Genomic DNA, 13,364 nt, shown 5'->3' on the forward strand with positions numbered 1-13,364 from the left:
GGACCTGAGGCACTGCCTCTGCTCGGAACCGCTTTCCCGCCGAGGAGGTCGCAATGCGGCGACGCATCTCACTCCGCCTGCTGTGGCACCATGTGCTGCGTGGCCTGGTCCTTTGCGGCGCGTGCGCCGGTGGATCGGCCCGCTGCTACACCGAATGGGCGCGGGCTAATCCCGTGCACCGGCCGACGGCGCAGTGCTGGGACTGGTCCATTCCACATCAGTGGTACGACGCGGCGCATCGCCACTGACCGCGCGGCGGCTCAGCCGGTGACGCTCGGCTGCCCGCTCTCGATGTGCCCGCGGAAGTGGCGCTGGTAGGCGGGGTCGATGTCCACGGTCAGCGAGAGGTCGTACCAGCCGTTGCCGTACTTGAGCGCGTTCCAGGTGTCGGTGGTGGTTTTTCCGGGCGCGATCTTGAAGGTCCACGGTCCGTCGGTGCGGTAGCTGTTCGCTTTGACCGTGACCACGGCCGGTGCCGTGCCCTTGTTCGTCATCGACAGTTGCAACTTGTTGTCGGCGGAGTAGGCGGCGGTCACCTCCAGCGGCGACGTCGAGGTGCCGATCATCCGCCAGAGAAATCGATTCGGTCCGTGGATCGCGATGCCGTACTTCTTGTCGGGGTAGCTCTGGACGCTCCAGGTATCGGTGACCGTGGCCTCCGCTTTCACGTCGTAGCGCCATGGGCCGTCGGTGCGACCATCGGCCCGATACGCCGCCAATTGGAGGTCGGCCGAGCCGGTGTTGCGGAAGGTCGTGGTCAATGCGCCACTGGCGGTGAGTGTTCCGTACGCGACGGCTGCATAAGGTAGGGGCCGGGCATGTCTCGTGCCCGATTCCTGCTCCGGCGGTCGCTGGCTACCTGCCGCAGGCGGAGCGGGCTTCGGCAATTTGCTCTGGGTCGCATCGGCTTGCGCGCGAAGGGCATTGGCGTCGGGCAGCATCGGCACGGTGGTATCGGTCTTACCGAAATCGAAGCAGCCGGTGAGGTCGCCGCAGATGGACCGGCGCCATGCGGAGATGTTGGGTTCGTCGACGCCGGTCCACTTCTCCAGGAAGCGGATCACCGAAGTGTGGTCGTACACTTGCGAATTCACCCAGCCGCCGCGGCTCCACGGCGAGATCACCAGCATCGGCACGCGGGGCCCGAGGCCGATGGGCTGACCGTTGACGTATTCGCCGGGGGTGCCCGGCGGTGCCATCGGCGGGGGGACGTGGTCGAAGAAGCCGTCGTTCTCATCGAAGTTGATGAGCAGGGCGGTCGAGTTCCACAGTTTCTGGTTGGCCCACAACGCTTTCAGTGCCGCCTGGGTGTAGGCGGCGCCATCGGCGGGGCGGGCGGCCGGATGTTCGGAGTATCCGTAGGGCGCCACGACCCAGGAGACCTGGGGGAGGCGTCCGCCGGAACAGTCGGCGATGAAGTCCGCCAGAACGTGGTCGACCTTCTTGCCCTGCCCCGAATCGGGCTTCCAGTTCTGTTCGCCGAATACCTTTGCGCGCGCGGCGAGTTCGGTGTTCTTCGGGTCGTGATAGGCGTTGAACAGCCATAGCGGGTTGTCGCCGTAGTCGCCGGCGAAGGGGTGGCCGCCGGAGTCGTCACCCACCTCGTCGTTGGCGTAGACCTTCCAGCTGATTCCCTTGTCCGACAGGCGTTCCGGGTACGTGGTCCAGCGATAGACCGGCTTGTAGTTGGCCGGGTTGCTGATCGCGGGCCCGCCGTACTGCCCTGCGGGATCAATGGTTCCGGTCCACTGATAGAGCCGGTTGGGTGTGGTGGGCCCGAGGACAGAACAGAAGTAGTGGTCGCAGACGGTGAACGCGTCGGCGAGGGCGCGGTGGAACGGGATGTCGGCCTCGGTGAAATAGCCCATGGCCATCTCGCCCTTCGCCGCGGTCCAGCCGTCGCTCCAGCCGCCGCGGACCGCGCGGTGCTGATCGTCCCAGCCGTGCGGCAAGTCGCCCATGTCCTGACCGTCGACCACCGTGGTATCCACGTGGAAAGGCAGCAGGTAGCCGCCGTCGGAGCGGCCCGGATCCGGCTGGAAGTAGACATTGCGGCCGTCCGCTTTCACCACGGCGGTCGCGTCGCCGAGCCCGCGCACCCCGCGCATCGTCCCGAAATAGTGGTCGAATGAACGGTTCTCCTGCATCAGGATCACCACATGCTCAACGTCGTTCAGCGACCCTTTGCTGCTCGGCGCCGCGAACGACTCGGCCATGCCGGACGGCAGGCCCTGCAGTCCACCGCTCAACGCTGCCGCACCGAGCGCCCCACCGATGAATCGTCGCCTTGGAAAACCTGGACCTACCTCGGGCACAGCAGTCCTCTCGATCCGACATGTGTCGACGTGCAGAGTAAAGAATGTTCGATTGCTATAACCACCTGCGATATTTTCGGCCGGAAGCAAATGGGCAGTAAACATGCCGTAGCGGGGAACCGAAGGAGCGAGGGCCAAGCGGTGCGAGGCGTGCTGCCACGCGAGTGAGCGCGACCGCGAGAGCGGCGGCGGTCAGCGCCACCACCAGCGTGGCGAGCAGGTAAGCGGCGGCGACGATGACCGCGTGCAGGTCGAGCAGCCCGTGAATGTCGTTGGCGTAGGTGGAAAAGGTGGTGAAGCCACCCAGCACGCCGACACCGAGAAACGGGCGGACCAACGGGTGCGCCGGGCGGATCTCGGTGACCACCACCATCAGCACACCGAGCAGGAAACTGCCCACGACATTGATGGTGAACACCGCCCAGGGAAACCCGCCGGGCGGCGTGGGCCAGGCCAGCGTCAGGCCGTACCGGGCCGAACTTCCGAGCGCACCGCCGACGGCGATAACGGCGAGTATCGCGCCATGCTTTTCCCCGGATTCGCGCCGCTGGCTGAGGTCGCGCGGTTCGATATCGGATTCGACCGAAAGGGTCGGCGGCGGTTCGATGCGCACAGCTGTCTCCTACTCCATAGCCGCCCGAAAGCGGAGTGATGGGGTAGGGACTGTTGGCCGGCGATGCCGCGGTTGTTCCGGATCGAGTGCCCGGAGCGGCGAGCCCCACCGCCGCAGCACCCATACTATGCGGTCCCGCAACCGCACAGCATCGGGTGTGTCCGGGCCGACACCGGCTCAGGCAGAGTCCGGCACATGGATCGAGGCGAGTTTGGCAGGGTCGATGACGATATGGATTGCGGTGATCCGGGCTTCGACGACCGTGAAGGCGATGACGGACAGCGGAGTTCCGTCGGGCCGCCAGGACATTTGACCGGGTACGCCGTTCAAAAGCACCGGTCGGGAGCGGGCGACGTCGCCGGAGAACATGCGGGCACCGGCGGCAACCTCGGTGGCGCCGAGTCTGACGACCACGCCGTCGGCGGTGTCGACGGTCAGCCGCACATCCGGATCCAGGACGCGCAGCAGCGCTTCGAAGTCGCCGCCGACGGCAGCAGCACGGAAGGCTTGGACGACCTCCTGGTGTTCCCGGCCTGGGCCCACCGGCCGGTCCGTGGACTGGACCTTGCGGCGGGCCCGGCTGGCGATCATCTTGCTGGCGTCGGCGGATTTGCCCAGGATGTGGCCGATTTCGTGGAACGGCACCGCGAACATGTCGTGCAGGACGAACGCGAGGCGCTCGCTCGGGGTGAGCGAATCGAGCACCACGAGCAGGGCGAAACCGACCGAATCGGCCAGCGCCACTTGCTCGTCTGGTGCCGGGCTGTCGTCCGGTGTCACCACGAAGTCCGAAAACTCCTGCCCGTAATGGGTTTCGGGGTGGGCCTGGCGGGAGCGCAAGAGGTCCAGGCTGATTCGGCCGACCACGGTGGTCAGCCAGCCGGCCAGGTTGCCGATGGTCGCCGCGTCCTGTCGGACGAGGCGCATCCAGGCTTCCTGCACCACGTCCTCGGCGTCGGCGTGCGAGCCCAGCACGCGGTACGCGACGGCGCGCAGCCGATCGCGCTGGGCTTCGAACGCTTCGGTTATCGAGCCGGAGGGGTGCGCGGTCACGGCTTCGGCGGTTGACGGAGCGAGATCCGGTTGCCGTCCGGATCCGTCGCCTCGACGCGGATCCCGAACGGGTAGTCCTCGGGTTCGGGCTGGGTGAAGGTGACGCCGCGCTCGCGCAGGATCTCGAAATCCTTTCGCAGATCGTCGGATTCGAGGACCACGGTGCCGGGCTGTCCTCCGTTGCCCGGCTGCCCGGAACCCGCCGCTTGCCGCCACAGAATGATCTGCACCGGGCTATCGGGTACCCCCACGGTGAGGAAACGTCCCTCGGGCCCCGGGAAGTCGATCCGCTTCTCCAAGCCGAGCCCCGCGGTGTAGAACTCCAGTGCGCGGTCCTGATCGGTGACGTTGATCGTCACGTACATAATGTTGGTCAGCATCGTGTTCTCCAGTTTCGTCGGTGCGCCGACCATGCGTATTCGGTCGACACACCTATGACGAGCGGCGGCGGGAGAAGGTAACAGGACCGGGCTGATGAATTTCGCGGCGTCGGGCCGTCTTTACCGCTGAGGTCTGTACCCCTTCGGAAGGAAGCGTCATGAACTGGACTCTCGAGGTCGTCATCGTGCCGGTATCGGACATCGATCGGGCGAAGGACTTCTACAGCGAGCAACTGGGATTCGCCGTCGACCACGACACGAAGATCGGCGACGGCATGCGCATCGTGCAGCTGACACCACCGGGCTCCGGCTGCTCCATCGTCATCGGCGAAGGGGCGGTCCCGAAGATGGAACCGGGCTCCGTGAAGGGGCTTCAGCTGGTCGTGCCCGATATCGAGCAGGCGCACCGGGAACTGGTGGCGCGCGGTGTCGCGGTCAGCGATGTCCAGGTGCTCGGCGAAAACCCTTCGCCCACACCGGATCCCCTGGACAACGTCGGCTTCGTCTTCTTCGAAGATCCGGACGGCAACAGCTGGGGCGTGCAGCAGATCTCCGCGCGCGGTTAGGGGCAGCAGTTCGGATCGAGCACCAGGCATAACGCGGAGAGCGCGTCTCGGCGTGCGCGGTGGTAGGTGTTCATGCCGCGGCGCTCGGAGGCGATCAGTCCGGCATTGCGCAGCTGGGTGAGGTGGTGGCTGATGGTGGACTCGGCGAGTCCCACGGTGTTGGCAAGGTCGCCGGTGTTCTCCTCGCTGTGCGGGGAGGTGAGCAGCAGTGACATGAGCTTGACGCGAACCGGGTCGGCGATGGCTTTCAGTCGCAGCGCGACTTCCAGGGCCGCGGCGTCGTCGACCGGTCCGGCGGCGACGGGGGCGCAGCACACCGGGGCGGACATGTCGATCACGGGCAGCGTCTTGGGCATGTCAACAACTCTACCCAGCTTATTGACATATGTCGAAAAGGTGGTGCAGACTCAGTCGCACCACTTCTTCGATATATGTCTCACAACCTGGAGGTTGCTGCCATGTCCCGTATTCAGCTCGCACTCAACGTCGATGACCTCGACCAGGCCATCACCTTCTACTCCACGCTGTTCAATGCCGAGCCGGCCAAGCGCAAGCCGGGGTATGCGAACTTCGCCGTCGCCGAGCCGCCGCTGAAGCTGGTGCTCATCGAGAACCCCGGCTCCGGCGGCAGTCTCAACCACCTCGGGGTGGAGGTCGAATCCTCCGAGCACGTGCACGGTGAGATCGCCCGACTGTCGCAGGCCGGGCTGTTCACCGAGGAGCAGATCGCCACGACGTGTTGTTTCGCCACCCAGGACAAAGTGTGGGTGACCGCCCCCGATGCCGAGCGGTGGGAGGTGTACACGGTGCTGTCCGACAGTGAAACCTTCGGCACCGCACCCGAACTCGCAACCACGGACGCCGAGGCGACGGCGGTGTGCTGCGGCACGGCCGAGGAGGCCGCCGCCGAGGGGGCCTGCTGCGGTACCGAGGCCAAGGGTAAGGCTGTCGCGTCGGGCGCGAGCTGCTGCGGCTGACCGGCATTTTGTAGCGCCCGCGCCGGAGTGGGCGAGTTCACCGGAAGTTCGCTTGCGTTCCTGATTCGATATCCGTCAATATCGATGGATGTCGAATCAGGGACCCGCGCTGCCGTTGGCCGCGCCCGGATGCGCGGCCACGCCGCTCGCTCGTCGGCCATTGACCGCTGCGGCCGCCGCCGAGCTGGCCGCGCAGTTCAAGGCGCTGGCCGACCCGGTGCGGTTGCGGGTGCTGTCCGCGGTCGCGGCCCGGGCCGGTGGTGAGGCCTGCGTGTGCGAGGTGTCCGAAGGTATCGACGTGACCCAGCCGACGATCTCCCATCACCTGAAGGTGCTGCGCGAGGCGGGATTGCTGACCAGCGAACGCCGCGCGTCGTGGGTGTACTACCGGACGGTTCCCGAAGCGCTGCAACGTCTTTCGGATGTGCTGGCGGCCGAGGCCGGTCTGGCGGTTACCGCGTGAGCGCCACGACCGACCACCCACCGGTCGTCGGCAAGCTGTCCACGCTGGACCGGTTCCTGCCGGTCTGGATCGGTGCGGCGATGGTGGCCGGACTGCTGCTCGGCCGGCTGATTCCAGGACTCGGCGACGCGCTGTCGGCGGTCGAGATCGATGGGATCTCGCTGCCGATCGCCCTCGGGTTGCTGGTGATGATGTATCCAGTGCTGGCCAAGGTGCGCTACGACCGCCTCGACAGTGTCACCGGCGACCGGCGCATGCTGGCCGGGTCGTTGATCCTGAACTGGGTCGTCGGGCCCGCGCTGATGTTCGCGCTGGCCTGGCTGCTGCTGCCGGATCTGCCGGAATATCGCACCGGGCTGATCATCGTCGGGCTGGCTCGCTGCATCGCGATGGTGATCATCTGGAACGACCTGGCCTGCGGTGACCGCGAAGCCGCCGCCGTGCTGGTCGCGGTGAACTCCCTGTTCCAGGTGGTGATGTTCGCGGTGCTCGGCTGGTTCTACCTATCCGTGCTGCCGGGCTGGCTCGGTCTCGCGCAAACCCATATCGACACTTCGCCGTGGCAGATCGCCAAGTCGGTGCTGATCTTCCTGGGCATCCCGCTGCTGGCCGGCTACCTGACCCGCCGCTTCGGCGAGAAAGCGAAGGGGCGCGCCTGGTACGAATCGAGCCTGCTGCCCGCGATCGGACCGTGGGCGCTCTACGGGCTGCTGTTCACCATCGTGATCCTGTTCGCTCTGCAAGGTAAGCAGATCACCTCGCAGCCCCTCGACGTCGTACGCATCGCTGTCCCGCTGCTGGCCTACTTCGCGCTCATGTGGGGCGGCGGTTACGCCCTCGGCGCGCTGATGGGCCTGGGTTACGCCCGCACCACCACGCTCGCATTCACCGCCGCGGGCAACAACTTCGAACTGGCCATCGCCGTCGCCATCGCCACCTACGGCGCCTCCTCGGGTCAAGCCCTGGCCGGGGTCGTCGGCCCGCTCATCGAGGTGCCCGTCCTCGTCGGCCTGGTGTATGTCTCCCTCGCCCTGCGAAAGCGCTTCCGCTCCACCGTATCCCCGGACCTGCATGCCGAGACCGAACAGGTGACCCGATCATGACCGTGCCCAGTGTGCTGTTCGTGTGCGTGCACAACGCCGGTCGTTCCCAGATGGCCCAAGGCTTTCTGTCCCATCTCGCCGGTGATGCGATAGAGGTCCGCTCCGCCGGGTCCGCTCCCGGCGACTCCCTCAATCCCGCTGCGGTCGAGGCCATGCGCGAGGTCGGGATCGATATCACCGATCAAGCACCGAAAATCCTTGACCCGGACACCGTCGAAGCGTCCACGGTGGTCATCACCATGGGCTGCGGCGATGCCTGCCCGTATTTTCCCGGCGTCGACTACCGCGACTGGAAACTCGACGATCCGGCGGGCAAAGGCATCGACGCCGTCCGGCCCATCCGCGACGAAATCCGTTGGCGGGTGGAGACACTCATCGAGGAGCTCGTACCTACTCGGTGAGTGTCGACACCCGCTGCGGAACCAGGTTTCGTGATGCCCAGCTTGTGCTTCAGCGATTATGTTGTGGCACTTCGGCATCCGAGTGCCGACCCGGCGAGCGCAACGGGGCGCCGACGTGGTGCATGTGTCGCAGCGCCTCGCGGTAGGAGGCGATCAGACCCGTTTCGTGGTAGGGCACGCCGATTTCATTGCAGTAGTCGAGGACGATCAACCTGGCGTGCCGCAGGTTCGGGGTCGGCATGCTCGGGAACAGATGGTGCTCGATCTGATAGTTGAGCCCGCCGAGGGCGAAGTCCGTCAGCGCGCCACCGCGCACGTTGCGGGAGGTCAGCACCTGGCGGCGGAGGTAGTCGGGGCGGTCGTCGCCGGTCAGGGTCGGCATGCCCTTGTGGTTCGGGGCGAAGATGCAGCCCATGTACAGGCCGAAAAGACCTTGGTGCACAGCGAAGAAGGCCAATGCTTTGTCGGCGGGCAGTACCGCGAACAATGCGGTCAGGTAGACGGCGAAGTGGCCGAACAGCAGCGCGCCTTCCCAGCCGCGGTGTTTGACCGAACGATCTTTGAGCGCACGCACACCGGCCACATGCAGGTTCAGGCCCTCCAGTAGCAGAAGCGGAAAGAACAGGTACGCCTGTGCCCTTCCGATGAGACGCGGCAGACCGCGGCTGGATGTCGCCTGCTTCTGTGACCAGACCAGAATGTCGGGCGCGACATCGGGGTCGAGCTCCTCGTGGTTCGGGTTGGCGTGGTGGCGCGTGTGCTTGTCCTGCCACCAGCCGTAACCCAGACCGATGCCCGCGTTGCCGACGATTCGTCCCACCAGCTCCGTCGGCTTGCGCAGCCGAAAGACCTGGCGGTGCGCGACATCATGCATGACCAGCGCGATCTGCGCGAACGCCACCGCCATGAACCCCGCCACCAGCAGCGTCCACCACGAATCGCCGATCTGGACGAACGCCACCCAGCCGGCTACGAACGCCAGCCCCACAAGACTGAGCCGAACGGCGTAGTAGGCGGGCCGCCGATCCATCAGCCCCGCTTCGGAGATCCGCCGCAATAGACGGGCGTAATCACCGCGGTGTGCTGACCGGGACGATGACTCGGGGACCAAGGCAGGTGTCGTCATAGAACTTCCTGAGAGGTGATTCGGCGACGCCACTCCTTTTTCGCCGGCCCTGCTGGCCGATCGATGGCAGAGCGCCGCTTTCGATACCCCGAAACTATCTGCTCGAGCCTCGTTACTTGTAATCCCCTGGTATGACATGAGATCGGACCGTGGGGTGAGATCGGACGCGCATCGCAGGCCGAGGCGGTTCACCGCTTATCGGCCGACACTGTCCTAATAGGTTGCGCCGAGCCGCATTTGGATCTGCTCTTCGACGACCTCGTAGCCCAACCGCTGGTAGATGCCGTTGCTCGTGGGATTCGACTTGTCGGTGAACAGCAGAATCTCGTGGTTTCCGGCGTTCAACGCGGCTTGCGATACGTGGTGTGTCACCGCCGCCGCGTAGCCATGGCCGCGATGCTCCGGTGGGGTGGCCACCAAGCCGACCCGCACGATCCCGGCCACGCTGCGCGAGAGGGAGGCGACCGACACCGGCTCTCCGTCGACCTCCCACAACCAGATGCCGTGGTAGGACAGCCGCTCACCGACCTCATCGAACGGCGCGGAGGTGTCCTCGTCCGCGAACACCTTGGTGAAATCCTCCAGCACCGCCCGGTCGGACTCCTGGGCAAGCCGGGCACGCCCGGCCGTCGGGCGGGGCGCCACCAGCTCCCGCAACCGGTAGAGAAGTTGCTCTTCGACGACCTCGGACCCGCGTTGGGTGGCCTCGGCGAAGGCCTGCACGACACCGACCGGGCCGACGACATAGTCGGGCTCCCGACCGGCGTCCTGCAATGCCGCGACCAACTCGGCCGCATCGTCGGCGGCCAGGCCGAACAGGCCCAGTGGCGATGGCCGGGTATGCAGGATCGCTCCGCCAACCCGACTCCCGCGCGATAACCAGCCGAACAGCGGCGGGTTCGGATGTCCGGGCACCTTGCCTGCGGCAACGGTCGCGCTCACGGTCAAGGCGGCATTGTGTTCGGCGGGCCGGGACCGCAGAAACTCGCCGGCCGCCCCCAGATACTGCTCGACATCGTCGGTGAAGTTCCAGCCCATGCCACCCATGCTGTCGAACCGGGGCTCGAGGCGCATCCCTATTGTTTGCGAGCTTCTCACGGCGCCAACGATTTCTGGGCTTGACCTGAAGATAGGTTTAGCTTCTAGTGTCCGTTTCGTGAGTGAACATGAGAACGCAGAAGCAGTGTCGGTCGCGGTCCTGGGGTTGGGTGAGATGGGGTCGGCGCTGGCTGCTGCCCTGATGGCGGCCGGGCATTCGGTCACCGTGTGGAACCGGTCGGAAAGCAAAGCTCATCCGCTGGTGGATGAGGGGGCGCGATGGGCCGCGACGCCCGAGGCGGCCGTTGCCGCTGCCGAGGTAGCGATCGTCAATGTCAAAGGTGGTGCGGTGGCGGCGGAGCTGCTGCGTGCGGCAGGGGCGGCATCAGCGGGGCGAACCGTGGTCGATCTGACCGACGGAACATCTGAAGAGGCCAGGGCCACTGGGCAATTGGTGACCGAGCTCGGCGCGGATTACCTGCACGGTCAGATCATGACCATCGCTCCGGCCATCGGCTCACCGGATGCGGTGGTGTTCTACGGCGGTCCTCGTCCGGCGTTCGACCGATACGAAGCGTTGCTCCAAGTCCTCGGCGGTCGTGCCACCCATGTGTCCGCCGATCCTGGTGTTGCCGTGCTGTACGGGATGGCGGTCCACGACATCATGTGGGGTCTGCTCAACGGATTCCTGCACGCCGCAGCGCTTCTCGGTAATGCCGGGCTGCGGATCGGCGACTTCAGCCGGTTGGCGGAGCCGTCGCTGTCGGCGCTGCCAACCCTGTTCCCGATGCTCGCCGACGAGATCGATCGTGCGGAGTTCGCCACACCTTACGGCGCACTCCAGCATCATCTGCCCTCGCTCGAGGATCTGATCGCCGAAAGCCGGACGCGCGGAATCGATATCGATCTGCCGACCTACACCAGAAACCTCGTCGCCGAGGCGCTCGAGGCAGGTCACGGGCACGATAGCTACGCTCGGCTGGTGGAACGCTTCAGTCGCCGGTAGTGGCGCGCACGAGTGAGCGTGCGGTCCCGGGGCGTGAGAAGGGGCGTCGGTCCCGTTTCATCCGGGTGGCTGCTGCTGGCGGCTGTTCCGGCGTCGCGGCGCTGGTTGCCGGGGTGACGGCTCGAGCCGCGACCGTCAGTGCCAGTAGTCGCCATCCGGGAGGCGCAGCCAGACGTCGGGCGGTCCCTCGAACGCGCGGGAGTCGGTAGGTCGTAGACCGGCGTACGCGCAGCAGTACGCGATGGGATTGCGCTGGTACAGGTACGAAGCGAGGATTTCGTCGGCTGAGTCGTGCTCGTCCGCGCCGCCTGCCGGGTGCAGGTCCCAGCCGATGATCTCCCCGTTGTGCGCGGTACTGCCTTGGTTGCCGCTCTTGGGGTTCGCGTACATCGCGTAGCACTTGGTGCCCGGGGATAGGCGGGTCGAGACCCCGGGCATCGAGGCGCCGTAAGCCCAGGGCTGGACGAGCACGCAGCCGCCGGGGACATCGGTTGCCCACAGCGTCAGCTCGGTGTGGTTGGCCAGGGGATAGGTCCACATGTCGTCCTCGGTCACCGAGTCCGCCGGCACGACCTCGGCGTGCAAACGACGGATCGCCTCGGCTGCGTCGATGTCCGCGGTGCAGGCGAGGCTCAATCCGTCGAGCCAGAGTTCGCCGAGTGCCGTTGTCAGACGGCGACCCTCATCGACCGCGGCTTGTTCCGAGGCGGACAACGCGCCGGCGATCAGTGGATCCGGGCCGGCAAGGCTCAACCTTCCCGGCGACCAGCCCGCCATCATCGGCCGACCCGGATCGGCGCCTGCCGCCACCAAAGCGCGGGCATTACCGGGCCGGTTGCCGAAAACCGCCCGCCACAAAGCAGTTCGGCCGCCAAGCATGGCGTCGACGTCGCTGACTCGGGCCGCCAACTCTGTCACTACTTCCGCAGAACCGTATTCGGCGGCCATGTCCAGCGGTCTGCCGTGGAATCGCAGTCGAAAGTCGGGGTCGGCGCCCGCTTCCAGCCGGGCTCGTACCAGCTCTAGGTCGGTCCAAGACCGCAAACCGACGTCGCCCCAACCGCCTTGATCATCAACCATGGCGGACAGTCTGCCGCAGTCGACGGCCACGCAGGTTAGTCCGGCTGGTCAGCCTGCTGGAAGTGCGTGGACAGGCGCGCACATAGGTCAGCCAGAGCTGGCTCATCGATGCGTGGTCCCTCGGTCCAGGAGTCGCTGTCGAACCAGCCCACCGCATCTGGGGTGCCCTGTGGCCGAACGAACACATGCTGATGGAAATGCGCGACGCTACGTCCGGCGATGGCGGAGAACACGAAATCGGGAGCCAGTTCGGTGCGCAGCGCGGCGGCGGCCCGGCGGACCGCCCATCCGACGGCGGCTGCTTCAGCGTCGCTCAGATCGGCCAGAGTGGCTGCGTGGCGGACTGTTTCAACGAAAAGGTAGCCGGGCATCGGCGAGCCTTCCGACAGCGGGCGATGGGTTACCGCCACCAGATCATTCGTATAGATCACCGGACCGACCAACCGGCCGACACCCTGGTGTTTATCGCAGATCAGGCACTCGTTCCCCATCTCGCGACAGTACCCGCAAGTCCTGCTTCTGTTCTGCCGCCACTACTTCCGCGAACCGAGCCGGGCGTTGACGAGATCGATGATGAGATCGAGCGTGTAGTCGAACTCGCGATCGCGGTCGTATCGCGCCAGATGTGGTGCGGCGGAGGCGACCTGGGGTAGGCCGGAGTTTTCGAGGGTGTGCTCGCGGTGGGTGATTTCGTCGGGGTCGCTGGTGCCGAAGAGCGGTCCGGCGGATACCTCGCGCAGCAAGGTGCCGATCAAGGTGGCCAGTAGGGTGCGTAGCAGGTGGACGGCTTCCTCGGGAGTGCTTCCGGCGCTATGCAATACCGTGAGCAGCGCTTCGGTCGGCGACAGTCCGGCCGTCGACGAGAGTTGGCGGGTCAGGACGAGGGTCGCGGCCTCTGGGTGGGCGAGGGTGACGCGGCGGAACTCGTGAGCCAGTGCCCGCAGGTCAGTTTCGATCGAACCCGTCGGTGCGGGAATCCGGAGTTGCTCCAGTACGTGCTCGGCGACGGCGTCGAGCAGATCGTCCTTGCCTGCGACATGGTGGTAGAGGCTTTTGGCGTCCACGCCGAGAACGCGACTGACCGAGCGCATTGCGAGCGCACCGATGCCCTCGTTGTCGATCACCTCGAGTGCTGCGTCTCGGATCGCGGCGCGCGACAACTGTGCCTGCGCTTTCGGCGGCCGCCCTCGGCGCGGGGGATCCGTGCGGGTCGGGGCCACACCGGTCATTGCTCACCACCTCT

17 protein-coding genes are annotated in these 13,364 nt (G+C 66.2%); 7 read left to right on the plus strand and 10 right to left on the minus strand.

Annotation, left to right across the window (positions count from 1 at the left end):
- The first annotated feature begins 53 nt into the window (after positions 1 to 53).
- Entirely contained in the window at positions 54 to 248 is a 195-nt protein-coding gene (locus DBO33_RS42780) for a hypothetical protein (protein ID WP_159080253.1), read from the plus strand.
- A 12-nt stretch (positions 249 to 260) separates the two neighbouring features.
- Here the strand turns inward: DBO33_RS42780 and DBO33_RS14655 are convergent, their stop codons facing one another.
- From DBO33_RS14655 to DBO33_RS14670, 4 genes are all read right to left on the minus strand, one after another.
- Complete coding sequence (locus DBO33_RS14655; RefSeq protein WP_407670511.1) at positions 261 to 2,315, minus strand: phosphocholine-specific phospholipase C; 2,055 nt, start codon at positions 2,313 to 2,315, stop codon at positions 261 to 263.
- A gap of 55 nt (positions 2,316 to 2,370) precedes the next feature.
- Positions 2,371 to 2,928, minus strand: a complete 558-nt coding sequence (gene crcB / locus DBO33_RS14660) for a fluoride efflux transporter CrcB (protein ID WP_234390839.1) — start codon at positions 2,926 to 2,928, stop codon at positions 2,371 to 2,373.
- A gap of 177 nt (positions 2,929 to 3,105) precedes the next feature.
- Positions 3,106 to 3,981, minus strand: coding sequence for a sigma-70 family RNA polymerase sigma factor (locus DBO33_RS14665; RefSeq protein ID WP_107655523.1), 876 nt, complete (start codon positions 3,979 to 3,981; stop codon positions 3,106 to 3,108).
- On the minus strand, positions 3,978 to 4,361 hold the full coding sequence (locus DBO33_RS14670) for a VOC family protein (protein WP_107660279.1): 384 nt from the start codon (positions 4,359 to 4,361) through the stop codon (positions 3,978 to 3,980). Before DBO33_RS14670 ends, DBO33_RS14665 begins: the two co-directional genes overlap by 4 nt.
- Before the next feature lie 158 nt (positions 4,362 to 4,519).
- On the opposite strand from DBO33_RS14670, the gene DBO33_RS14675 reads away from it, so the two are divergent.
- Positions 4,520 to 4,927, plus strand: a complete 408-nt coding sequence (locus DBO33_RS14675; protein WP_107655524.1) for a VOC family protein — start codon at positions 4,520 to 4,522, stop codon at positions 4,925 to 4,927.
- Here DBO33_RS14675 and DBO33_RS14680 read toward each other — a convergent pair.
- A complete protein-coding gene (locus DBO33_RS14680; RefSeq protein WP_107655525.1) occupies positions 4,924 to 5,283 on the minus strand; it encodes an Rv2640c family ArsR-like transcriptional regulator in 360 nt (119 codons plus the stop codon). The genes DBO33_RS14675 and DBO33_RS14680 overlap by 4 nt on opposite strands.
- Positions 5,284 to 5,385: 102 nt before the next feature.
- Between DBO33_RS14680 and DBO33_RS14685 the strand changes: the two genes are divergently transcribed.
- The 4 genes from DBO33_RS14685 to DBO33_RS14700 all read left to right on the plus strand — a co-directional run bounded on the left by DBO33_RS14685 (position 5,386) and on the right by DBO33_RS14700 (position 7,871).
- Positions 5,386 to 5,904 (plus strand): ArsI/CadI family heavy metal resistance metalloenzyme, encoded by a 519-nt coding sequence (locus tag DBO33_RS14685; protein ID WP_107655526.1) that lies wholly within the window; start codon positions 5,386 to 5,388, stop codon positions 5,902 to 5,904.
- Between the two features lie 88 nt (positions 5,905 to 5,992).
- Positions 5,993 to 6,367, plus strand: coding sequence for an ArsR/SmtB family transcription factor (locus DBO33_RS14690; RefSeq protein WP_107655527.1), 375 nt, complete (start codon positions 5,993 to 5,995; stop codon positions 6,365 to 6,367).
- Positions 6,364 to 7,470: an ACR3 family arsenite efflux transporter gene (gene arsB, locus DBO33_RS14695; RefSeq protein WP_107655528.1), complete on the plus strand. Its 1,107-nt coding sequence runs from the start codon at positions 6,364 to 6,366 to the stop codon at positions 7,468 to 7,470. The genes DBO33_RS14690 and arsB overlap by 4 nt, the downstream gene beginning before the upstream one ends.
- On the plus strand, positions 7,467 to 7,871 hold the full coding sequence (locus tag DBO33_RS14700; protein WP_107655529.1) for an arsenate reductase ArsC: 405 nt from the start codon (positions 7,467 to 7,469) through the stop codon (positions 7,869 to 7,871). The genes arsB and DBO33_RS14700 overlap by 4 nt, the downstream gene beginning before the upstream one ends.
- 49 nt (positions 7,872 to 7,920) lie before the next feature.
- On the opposite strand, the gene DBO33_RS14705 is transcribed toward DBO33_RS14700, so the two are convergent.
- Both DBO33_RS14705 and DBO33_RS14710 read right to left on the minus strand, forming a co-directional pair.
- Positions 7,921 to 8,997 (minus strand): fatty acid desaturase family protein, encoded by a 1,077-nt coding sequence (locus tag DBO33_RS14705; protein WP_107655530.1) that lies wholly within the window; start codon positions 8,995 to 8,997, stop codon positions 7,921 to 7,923.
- Between the two features lie 213 nt (positions 8,998 to 9,210).
- A complete protein-coding gene (locus DBO33_RS14710) occupies positions 9,211 to 10,071 on the minus strand; it encodes a GNAT family N-acetyltransferase (RefSeq protein ID WP_159080254.1) in 861 nt (286 codons plus the stop codon).
- 82 nt (positions 10,072 to 10,153) lie between these two features.
- Here DBO33_RS14710 and DBO33_RS14715 point away from each other — a divergent pair, with 82 nt between their 5' ends.
- Positions 10,154 to 11,041: an imine reductase family protein gene (locus tag DBO33_RS14715; protein ID WP_159080255.1), complete on the plus strand. Its 888-nt coding sequence runs from the start codon at positions 10,154 to 10,156 to the stop codon at positions 11,039 to 11,041.
- 135 nt (positions 11,042 to 11,176) lie between these two features.
- Here DBO33_RS14715 and DBO33_RS14720 read toward each other — a convergent pair whose 3' ends face one another.
- From DBO33_RS14720 to DBO33_RS14730, 3 genes are read right to left on the minus strand one after another with little or no spacing between them, the layout of a single operon-like run.
- Positions 11,177 to 12,121 (minus strand): ankyrin repeat domain-containing protein, encoded by a 945-nt coding sequence (locus DBO33_RS14720; RefSeq protein ID WP_107655533.1) that lies wholly within the window; start codon positions 12,119 to 12,121, stop codon positions 11,177 to 11,179.
- 35 nt (positions 12,122 to 12,156) lie between these two features.
- Positions 12,157 to 12,612 (minus strand): HIT domain-containing protein, encoded by a 456-nt coding sequence (locus tag DBO33_RS14725; protein WP_107655534.1) that lies wholly within the window; start codon positions 12,610 to 12,612, stop codon positions 12,157 to 12,159.
- Between the two features lie 42 nt (positions 12,613 to 12,654).
- The gene (locus DBO33_RS14730) at positions 12,655 to 13,350 is read right to left on the minus strand and encodes a TetR/AcrR family transcriptional regulator (RefSeq protein ID WP_107655535.1); all 696 of its coding nucleotides are present in this window, start codon (positions 13,348 to 13,350) and stop codon (positions 12,655 to 12,657) included.
- Between the last annotated feature and the right edge of the window lie 14 nt (positions 13,351 to 13,364).

Origin of the sequence: Nocardia suismassiliense, assembly GCF_900269665.1 — a bacterium.
Classification (GTDB): domain Bacteria; phylum Actinomycetota; class Actinomycetes; order Mycobacteriales; family Mycobacteriaceae; genus Nocardia; species Nocardia suismassiliense.

Bases quoted from the DNA above. Each gene is read 5' to 3' on its own strand.
- DBO33_RS14685 (WP_107655526.1), top strand. From the start codon at position 5,386: ATGTCCCGTATTCAGCTCGCACTCAACGTCGATGACCTCGACCAGGCC.
- DBO33_RS14720 (WP_107655533.1), bottom strand. From the start codon at position 12,121: ATGGTTGATGATCAAGGCGGTTGGGGCGACGTCGGTTTGCGGTCTTGG.
- DBO33_RS14710 (WP_159080254.1), bottom strand. From the start codon at position 10,071: ATGCGCCTCGAGCCCCGGTTCGACAGCATGGGTGGCATGGGCTGGAAC.
- DBO33_RS14680 (WP_107655525.1), bottom strand. From the start codon at position 5,283: ATGCCCAAGACGCTGCCCGTGATCGACATGTCCGCCCCGGTGTGCTGC.
- DBO33_RS14725 (WP_107655534.1), bottom strand. From the start codon at position 12,612: ATGGGGAACGAGTGCCTGATCTGCGATAAACACCAGGGTGTCGGCCGG.
- DBO33_RS14675 (WP_107655524.1), top strand. From the start codon at position 4,520: ATGAACTGGACTCTCGAGGTCGTCATCGTGCCGGTATCGGACATCGAT.
- DBO33_RS14700 (WP_107655529.1), top strand. From the start codon at position 7,467: ATGACCGTGCCCAGTGTGCTGTTCGTGTGCGTGCACAACGCCGGTCGT.
- DBO33_RS14705 (WP_107655530.1), bottom strand. From the start codon at position 8,997: ATGACGACACCTGCCTTGGTCCCCGAGTCATCGTCCCGGTCAGCACAC.
- DBO33_RS14690 (WP_107655527.1), top strand. From the start codon at position 5,993: ATGTCGAATCAGGGACCCGCGCTGCCGTTGGCCGCGCCCGGATGCGCG.
- DBO33_RS14670 (WP_107660279.1), bottom strand. From the start codon at position 4,361: ATGCTGACCAACATTATGTACGTGACGATCAACGTCACCGATCAGGAC.
- DBO33_RS42780 (WP_159080253.1), top strand. From the start codon at position 54: ATGCGGCGACGCATCTCACTCCGCCTGCTGTGGCACCATGTGCTGCGT.
- DBO33_RS14730 (WP_107655535.1), bottom strand. From the start codon at position 13,350: ATGACCGGTGTGGCCCCGACCCGCACGGATCCCCCGCGCCGAGGGCGG.